Annotated in this window: 6 protein-coding genes; all 6 read right to left on the reverse strand. The window is 71.2% G+C overall.

Annotated elements, in window-relative coordinates; all coding sequences use genetic code 11:
- A partial coding sequence (locus tag G6023_RS02120; RefSeq protein WP_241727620.1) for a beta-ketoacyl synthase N-terminal-like domain-containing protein occupies positions 1-1,733 on the reverse strand: 1,733 nt, incomplete at its 3' end.
- Between the two features lie 91 nt (positions 1,734-1,824).
- Positions 1,825-3,771, reverse strand: coding sequence for a long-chain-fatty-acid--AMP ligase FadD32 (fadD32, locus tag G6023_RS02125; RefSeq protein WP_069388636.1), 1,947 nt, complete (start codon positions 3,769-3,771; stop codon positions 1,825-1,827).
- A 174-nt stretch (positions 3,772-3,945) separates the two neighbouring features.
- The gene (locus tag G6023_RS02130; RefSeq protein WP_082923820.1) at positions 3,946-4,911 is read right to left on the reverse strand and encodes a cutinase family protein; all 966 of its coding nucleotides are present in this window, start codon (positions 4,909-4,911) and stop codon (positions 3,946-3,948) included.
- Positions 4,912-5,088: 177 nt separating this feature from the next.
- Positions 5,089-5,583, reverse strand: coding sequence for a DUF732 domain-containing protein (locus G6023_RS02135; protein WP_067714813.1), 495 nt, complete (start codon positions 5,581-5,583; stop codon positions 5,089-5,091).
- Positions 5,580-7,538, reverse strand: a complete 1,959-nt coding sequence (locus G6023_RS02140; RefSeq protein WP_182633953.1) for an alpha/beta hydrolase-fold protein — start codon at positions 7,536-7,538, stop codon at positions 5,580-5,582. Before G6023_RS02140 ends, G6023_RS02135 begins: the two co-directional genes overlap by 4 nt.
- Before the next feature lie 240 nt (positions 7,539-7,778).
- Positions 7,779-8,786: alpha/beta hydrolase (locus G6023_RS02145; RefSeq protein WP_159148589.1), on the reverse strand; the 1,008-nt coding region annotated here is incomplete at its 5' end.

Consider the following 8,786-nt stretch of genomic DNA (forward strand, 5'->3'; position numbering starts at 1 on the left):
GGGGTCGCGGCGGCCGGGGCCTCGGGGGCCGGGGCTTCGGCGGCAAGGGCGTCAGGGGTGGCGACCTCGCCGGCCCGGACGTCGGAGACGGAGTCCTCGTCGACCGTGGTCTCCTCCGACGCGCGCACCGGCGCCGGCTGGTACTCGGCCACCACGACGTGCGCGTTGGTGCCACCGAACCCGAACCCGGAGATGCCGGCCAGGGCGCGCCCGCTGTAGCGCGGCCACCCGGTGGTCTCCGTGACCACGCTCAGTCGCGCGGCGTCGAAGTCGATGTACGGGTTGGGGCCCGCGAAGTTGATCGTCGGCGGCAGGGCGTCGTTGGTCATCCCGAGGATGATCTTGGCGAGGCCGGCGGCCCCGGCGGCGGACTCCATGTGGCCGAAGTTGGTCTTGGCCGAGCCGAGCAGCGTGGGGCGGTCGGCCTCGCGGCCGCGGCCGAGCACCTGGCCCAGGGCGGTGGCCTCGATGGGGTCCCCGAGGATGGTGCCGGTGCCGTGCGCCTCGATGTAGTCGACCTCGCGCGGGTCGACGCCGGCGTCGGCGTAGGCCTGGCGCAGGACGGCGACCTGAGCGTCGGGGTTGGGTGCGGTCATACCGTTGGAGCGACCGTCCGAGTTCACGGCGGACCCCTTGATGACGGCGAGGATGTCGTTGCCGTCCCGTTCGGCCTCCGACAGGCGCTTCAGGATGAACACTCCCCCGCCCTCCGACCGGCAGATGCCGTTGGCATCGGACGAGAACGCCTTGATCCGCCCGTCGGGGCTGAGCGCGGCACCGGTCTTGGCGAAGCCCATGGTCGCGGCGGGCGCGAGCATCATGTTGACACCGCCGGCGACGACCAGGTCCGATTCGTGCAGTCGCAGCGAGTTGACGGCCTCGTGGATCGCCACCAGGGACGTCGAGCAGGCGGTGTCCAGCGTCATGGACGGGCCGCGGAAGTCGAACGTGTACGAGACCCGGTTCGAGATGATCGAGTTGGAGGCGCCGGTGACCGCGTACGGCGAGGCCGCAGCGGAGTCCGAGGTGAGGAACACCTGGTAGTCGCTGGAGGACGATCCCATGAAGACGCCGACCTCGTGGCCCTTGAGGTCGCTGGCGGGCAGGTGGGCGTTCTCCAGGGCCTCCCAGGTGAGCTCGAGTGCGAGCCGCTGCTGCGGGTCGACCATCTCGGCCTCGCGGGGGCTCATGCCGAAGAACTCGGCGTCGAAGTCCCGGACCTCGGCGTCGTCGAGCCAGCCGCCACGATCGGGCGCCTCGGACAGCACCTGCTGGACGTAGGCGTCGCCGGACCACTCGGACCAGCGGGTCGCCGAGCGGGGGGTGGTGGCGTCCCGACCGGAGGCGAGTAGCTCCCAGGTCGCCTCCGGGGTGTCGGCGCCGCCGGGGAAGCGGGTGGCGAACCCGATCACGGCCACGTCGAACTCCATGCCCGCGCCGCGGTCACGGAACGTGTGGAAATCGGTGGGCGCCTCGGATTCGACCGGTCCGTTGACGACGTACTCGGCCAGCGAGGCGATGGTGGGGTGCTGGTAGGCGACGGTCGCGTCGAGTGGTCGACCGATGAGGTCCTCGAGATCGGCGGACAGGGACACCGCGTCGCGGGACGACAGGCCGTATTCCTCCAGCGAGCGGTCGTCGGTGACCTTGGAGATGTCGAGCCCGGTGGCCCGGCAGACCCAGCCCCGCATCCATTCGCGGAGCTCTACTACCGTCATCTCGCTCTGTGCCATCGTCCTGGCTCGCCTTTCCTCGGGTGTCGTCCGGTGTGTCCCGTCGCGGCGGGGCACCCGTGGTGCTTGAACCGGCCCGGCCGGGCGGACGCTACTGCGCCGGCAGGTCCGGGAAGGCGGTCTGCTGGTGACCCCCGCGCAGGGTGCCGTCCACGTAGGCCGCCTTGCACGCGCGCCGCGCGATCTTGCCGCTGGACGTGCGGGGGATGGATCCGGCGGGGACCAGCAGCACGTCCTGGGCGGTGACGCCGTGACGTGCCGAGATCGCCGTGCGGACCGCGTCCGCGATGGGGCCCGGGTCGGCCTTGCCGGCGCCGGGTGCGCGCTCGCCGACCACGACGAGCGTCTCCGAGGAGTCATCGGCGGCGATCTCCGCGCCGTTACGCGCCTCCATCGGCAGCTGGTTGGCCGGCACCGAGAACGCGGCGACGTATCCGGGGCGCAGCGCATCGGAGGCGCCCTGCGCCGTGTTCTCGAGATCCTGCGGGTAGTGGTTGCGGCCGGCGACGATCACTAGGTCCTTGACGCGGCCGGTGATGTACAGCTGACCGTCCACATAGGCGCCGTAGTCGCCGGTGCGCAGCCATCGAGCGTCGGAGGGCACGGTCCCGAACTCCCGGACCGTGCGGGACCCCTCCTCGAGGCACTCGACGAGCCGGTTGCCGAAGGTGGCGTCCGACTCCTCGGGGCGCCCCCAGTAGGCGCGACCGACGTTGGTCCCGTACAGCCAGATCTCGCCGACGCGCCCTTCGGGCAGCTCCCGCCCGGTGCCGTCGTGCTCACCCGTGGCCTCGTCGATGTTCGCCTCGACGATGGTGGCCCACTGGCTCGGTGCGACGTACCCGCAGGCGACCTGCGGGATCGCGTCCTCGTTGCCTTCCACCTGCGCCGGGTCGAGGACGGTCATGACGCCCTTGTTGAGGTCCGACCGGTCCACGTGGATGACGATCGCCTCGTCGTCGCGGCGCGGCGAGGAGACGAACAGGGTCGCCTCGGCCATCCCGTAGGACGGCTTGATGACGGTCGGTGCGAGCCCGTAGGGCGCGAAGGCCTCGTTGAAGGCACGCATGGAGGCGGGGGTGACCGGCTCCGAACCGTTGATGATGCTGGTCACGCCCGACAGGTCGAGGGTCTCGCCGTCCCTCGGCAGCCCTCGGCGTGCGGCGTGCTCGAACGCGAAGTTGGGGGCGGCGGCGAACACCCCGTCGCCGTCCGACATCGCGCCCAGCTGCGAGACCCAGCGACCCGGGCGCTGCACGAACGCGCGGGGGCTCATCACCGTGATGGTGGCCCCGCCCATCGCGGGCAGGATCACCGTCAGCAGGCCCATGTCGTGGAACAGCGGCAGCCAAGTGACCCCGCGGGACGCGCGGGTCAGCCCGAGCCCGTCGAACAGCTGCATGACGTTGGTGACCACGTTGCGGTGGGTGATCTCCACACCGGCCGGTACGCGGGTCGAGCCGGAGGTGTACTGCAGGTAGGCGATGTCGTCGGCGCCGAGATCCGGTCTGGTCCACCCCGAGCCGAGCTCCGCGGGGATGGCGTCGACGGCGACGGTGCGCGGACGCTCTCGCGCAGGCAGGGAGCGGAACAACGTCCGGACCCCGGCCGCGGAGTCGGTCGAGGTGAGGATGACCGCGGGCGTGCAGTCCGCCAGGACCGCGTGGAGGCGGTCGTGGTGACCGGGCTCATCGGGGTCGAACAGGGGCACCGCGATGAGCCCGGCGTGGATGGCCGCGAAGAACGACACGATGTAGTCGAGGCCCTGCGGCGCGAGGATCGCGACCCGGTCCCCCGGCTTCGCGACCTGCTGGAGGCGGGCGGCGATGGCGTAGAGCCGGTCACCGAACTGCGACCATGAGAGTTCGTGCACCTCGCCGTCACGGGAGGACGAGTAGTCGATGTAGCGGTAGATCAGCCCGTCCTCGGCAGGATCCTCGCGGGCGGCGGAGACATTGGCTTCGACGAAGTCGACAAGGGTGGTGCGATCAGGGATGACGATCGCCCCACCGGCGTCGTGGTACTGCTCGAACTCCACGTTGCTCCGTTCCGATCCGTCTTACGTTGGTCGACGTCGTCGACCACGGAAATGCCGGGTGCACTGACGACAAGCTTGGTCGATCCTACAGCGTGCCCCAGAGCGCATCCGAACTCCGAATCATCCGGCTCGTCAGGCGTGTCGCAGGCCGAGCCCTCGGGAGGCGTGGACGGGTCACCCGTGGGCGATCTCCGGGGCGGCGTCGACGAGCTCACGCACGTGCCCGATCGTCCACTCCGGGACCGTCGTCCCCTCGATCACGTCCGGGTTGGTCGCGTACATGGCGTGGATCGCGTTGTTGGCGACGAACTCCTGGAACCGGGCGGCGCCGTCCACGACGTTGAGCGGGGCGTTGCAGATCAGGTCTCGGGAGTCGCAGATCTGGGCGGTCCTGTCGCCGAGTTCGCCGAAGCCACCCGGGCGGGGCCCGGTCATGGTGGCGCCGGCGATGAGCTGGGTGAGCCCGGTGGCCGGCTGTAGGGAAATCTCCATCCCCTGCCCGTTTCCGGGCGACAACCCCGGCGACTGACCCTGGCCCGGCACGCGGCGGCCGTCGGCGATGAGGACCGATCCCCGGACCAGGTCGGCGGGCACCGGCCCGTTGCCGGTACCGATCTCGCTGGTGAGGTCACCCGCGATCACCGCACCCTGGGAGAAGCCCAGGAGCACGAACGACGTGTACGGGCACCGCTCGTGCGTGGCGGCGAGCTCGGCGCGGGCCCTCTCGGTGCCCTCCGCCCGGCTCTGGTCGTAGGGGATCTCGTTGGGCGCCTGCGGGTTCCTGAACTGGGCCACGTAGGGGACGGTGAACACCTCGAGCCGGTCGTCCGGGTACTGCTCGCTCAGCGGGTCGGTAATCGTCCTCAGCAGGGCGTTGGGCAGGAAACCCGGGTTGTACGGGTCGTCGGTGGGGCTGCTCTCCCAGGTCCCCGGCACGGCGACCATCTCCACGTCCGGACAGTCCGCGGGCTGGGTCAGCTCCGGCTCCCCCGGGCCGGGCAGGGGCCCGTCGGGACCCGTGGGCAGCCCACGATTCCCGATCCACCATCCGATGCCCAGCACCAGCAGGACCACCAGCACGAGTGCCCCCAACGAGCACCCGAGACGACGGCCTCTCCCACGACGCATTCCGCGAGCCACGATACGAACTCCTTCCCGGCCTCCCCGCTCGACTAGGGCGGGTGGCCGACGACCGGTCAACGCCCCGGTGGCGCTGCGGGTTCCGGGAGCACCGGGAGGGTGTCCCGTCTCACCCCGGGGCGACACGTGCCGGGTCCTGCCGGACCGGGCGCCGCGGCGCTGTGTGCATTCGTCGGACTACGGACAGAGCTGGCCCGCCGAGGCGTCCACCACGACGCGGGAGAGCTCGTCGACCTCGCGATCCGAGTACCCGCCCGCCGAGATCTGACCGGCGACCGCGTCGGCGATCGTCGTCGTCTCGTCGGCGGCGCCCCCGGTCGTCCGGATGCGGCAGATGGTGTTGCCGGCGGCGACGAGCGAATCGGAGAGGTCCGCGGTGTCGATGCCCTCGCTCTCCAACGCCGCGAGATACCCGCGCTCCCGCGCGCCGACGGCCGGGGCGGTGTACCCGGAGGCGTCCGGATCGACGGGTGCGGGCGCCTCCGTGTAGCGGCCGGAATCCTCCGTCGCGGGAACGCGCGACACCCCGGGTGATCCGCTGCCGCCCGGGGGCGGGGCCAGCGTCTCGGAGTCGGGCACGCCGGAGACCGTCGAGTCCCCTCCGCCGCAGGCGGTGAGCATCCCACCGCCGACGAGCAGCGCGGCGGTCAGCGTCGCCAACCGGGTTCTCACGACGAGATCTCCGCCCGGCCACCGCTCACGGTGATGCGGCCGCCCTCGAACTCCATCTCCTGACCGTCCCTCGTGGTGCGCAGCGGGCCGGTCGGGTAGCCGAGCCGCCCGCGTTCGTAGTCGACCGTGCCCCAGGCGTCGAACACCGGCCCACGGGGGACCACGTGGGCCCCGGTGCGCGGGGACCAGTAGATGTACCCGCCCTGGAACCGGCTGAACGCGCCGTCCCGGGTGCTCAGGGCGATCTCGTCGGTGGTCGGGTAACCCAGCTCGGAGTTCTCGGCGCCGGCCTCGCGATAGGTCTCGAGGATCTTGCCCTCGACGACCTTCGGGCCCGTCTCCTCGGACCAGTAGACGGTCCCGCCCTGGAAGCCCTGGACGACACCCGGCTTGTTGGGGTTGGTGATCTCGTCTGTGGTCGGGTAGCCGAGCTCGCCGCGCTCGGCGCCGCGCTCCTGCCACATCGCCCGGATGCCACCGCGGACGGCGTGCGACCCGGTGGTGGGCGACCAGTAGATGACGCCGTTCTGGAAGGTGGAGAACCGGCCGCGGCCGTCCGGGGTGGTGGTCTCGCCCGAGGTCGGCAGCCCGAGCACCCCGTCGGGGCCGCCCTCGGCCTGGTAGGCCGCGCCGATCGCGCCGAGGACCGAGTGGGCCCCGGTCCCCTGCGACCAGAAGGCGCGGCCGAAGCGGAAGTCGGTGGCCTTGCCGCCGCGGACGTCGTACTCGCCGGTCAGACACGGCCCCAGGCCGGGCTGCCGCTCGGCGAGGCGTGCGATGTCGCCACTCGCCGCGCACGGCTTCTCGACGTTCTCGATCCCCACCGCCGTCGCGAACTGCGGCCATGCCTGGGTCATCTCGAACTGCCAGTACGGCCAGGTGTGCGTGCCGGACGGGCGGAAATTGGCGGTGACCTCGACCCCGGCGGCGCGGGCCCGGTTGACGAAGGTCTGCGTGGTCATCCGCGAGAGCAGCTCGAGGCCGTAGCCGGGGAAGTTGGTCGGGATGTCCGGCAGGCCGGACGGCTGGTCCCAGGGCCCGGTGTTGCCGCTGCCGGCGGAGACGTAGACGCTCTGCCCGCGCATCTTCTCGGTGTGGAGCTTCGGGTCCTGTTCCTGCCAGCGCCGGGACCCGAGCGGGCCCCACATGCTCTCGGCCGGGTAGCCGCCGGCGTCCTGCATGGCCACCTTGACCGCCTCGGGCATCCCGAAGCTGGTGGTGTCGAGGAAGCCCGAGTAGCTGGCGGCGAAGTCGAAGTGATCCGGGTAACGCTGGGCCAGCATCATCGCGGCCGTTCCGCCCATGGACAGTCCGGCGACGCCGTGCTTGTCACCCACCCGCCAGTCGCGGGCCAGTAGCGGCGGCAGTTCCTGCATGAGGAACGTCTCCCACTGGTACGCCGCGCCCTTGGCGTCGGAGACCCAGTCCGTGTAGAAGCTCGACTCTCCACCGATCGGCAGGACGATGACGGCGTTCTTGGCGTCGAAGAACTGCGAGATCTTGGTCTCGAGCGTCCAGCCGCTGGCGTCGTCGCGGGCCCGCAGCCCGTCGAGCAGGAGCAGGGACGGGTAGGTGCGCTCGGGGTCGGCGTTCCACTGGGCCGGGAGCATGAGCTGCACCTGGATCGCCTGCTCCATGGCTGGTGACCGGACCCAGAGTGCCACCCGGTTGGCGGACTTCCACTCGACCTTGTCGAGCCGGACACCGGACGGCGGCGTCGACGGCACGCGCAGGGTCGGCGCCTCGGGCGCAGTGGCGGGACTCTCCGCGGGGGTCGACCGCGCCGGGCTCTCCGCCGGGCTCGTCTGCCCCGGGGTCGGCCGGGACGGCGTCTCCTGTGCCGCCGCGACGGGCGGGAGGACGAGACCGGAACCCACCACGGACGCCACGAGGGGAGCCGCGAGGAGGGACGCCCACCGGTGCCGGGGGCTCGCGTCTGAGCTGGGGGTCGCCATGTGTTGTTCTCTTCCTTGCCGCGTCGTCTCGCCGAATAGTTAGTGGGCGCGCGTCAGAACGACCGGCGCCACATGTATCCGGAGCCCGGGTCCGTGGTGCGCCCGCGGGTTCCCCTCCCGCGGCCGAACCCGGTGGTCAGATGCGACCGGGGCCCCGCACGAGAATCTACGCGCGGGGCCCCGGTGTGACGGGTGAGGACTCGCTGACGGGAGTCCGATTCGTCGGCTAACTCTGCGCGATCACCACGCGTGGGCGTCCATCACGTCGAGGATCTGCGCCGAGCGGGCCGCGATGAGGTCGTCGTTCCAGTAACCCCAGCCGTGGATGCCGGTGGTGCGGTACTCGAACGTGGCCTTGTTCGGCGCGGCGTTCATGGTGTTCTGGAACGCCAGCGTCGAGCCGCGGGACAGGCCCTCGAGGATGATGCCGTTGAACGTGTTGAACACGGACTGCAGGCTGGAGGGCTGGTCGTACCGGCCCGGGATGGCGGACCCGGCGGTCACGTACATCGGGATGTCGCGCAGCTTGGCGGCGTTGAGCAGCGGGTCGTGCTCGCCCCACTTCGGCGAGCCCGGCAGACCCCACATGGCGAACGGGTCGCACTTGCACTGGTCGAACATCGCCAGCGGGATCATGGTGTACATGCCCGGGGCCGTGGGGTTCATGTAGCCGGAGAACACCGAGACCTGCTTGAACTGGTCGGGATGCTTGGCGGCGAGCGTCGCGGCCGCGGAGCCGCCCATCGACAGGCCGGCGACGGCGTTGTTGTTCGGGGCCACGCCGAAGTGGGCCTGCAGGTAGCCGGGGAGCTCCTCGGTCAGGAACGTCTCGTACTTGTACTCGAGCAGGTTGCCGCCCAGGTTGATGGGCCGCTCCCAGTCGGAGTAGAAGGACACCTGGCCGCCGACGGGCATGACCAGGGTGATGTTGTCCTGCAGGAAGATGCGCTGGGCCTGGGCGTCGTGGGTCCACGCGTTCCAGTCGTCACGGGCGCGCAGCCCGTCGAGCAGGTACAGACCGGCGTTACCGCCGAAGCGGGCCGGCTGGACCTGGACCTTGATGTCCCGCTTCATGGCCGGCGAGTAGACGTTGCACAGCTGGACCCAGGAGGCGACCGGGTCCCACTGGCAGCCGGGACGCAGCCAGTTACGGAAGCCCACCGGGTTCTCGTCACCACCGGCCGGCCGGAACGCGGGGGCGGCGGGCGGCGCGGCAGCCGAGCCCGCGGACCCGAGGCTGGCCGACGA

The organism is Dietzia sp. DQ11-71, assembly GCF_014144995.1.
GTDB lineage: Bacteria > Actinomycetota > Actinomycetes > Mycobacteriales > Mycobacteriaceae > Dietzia > Dietzia kunjamensis.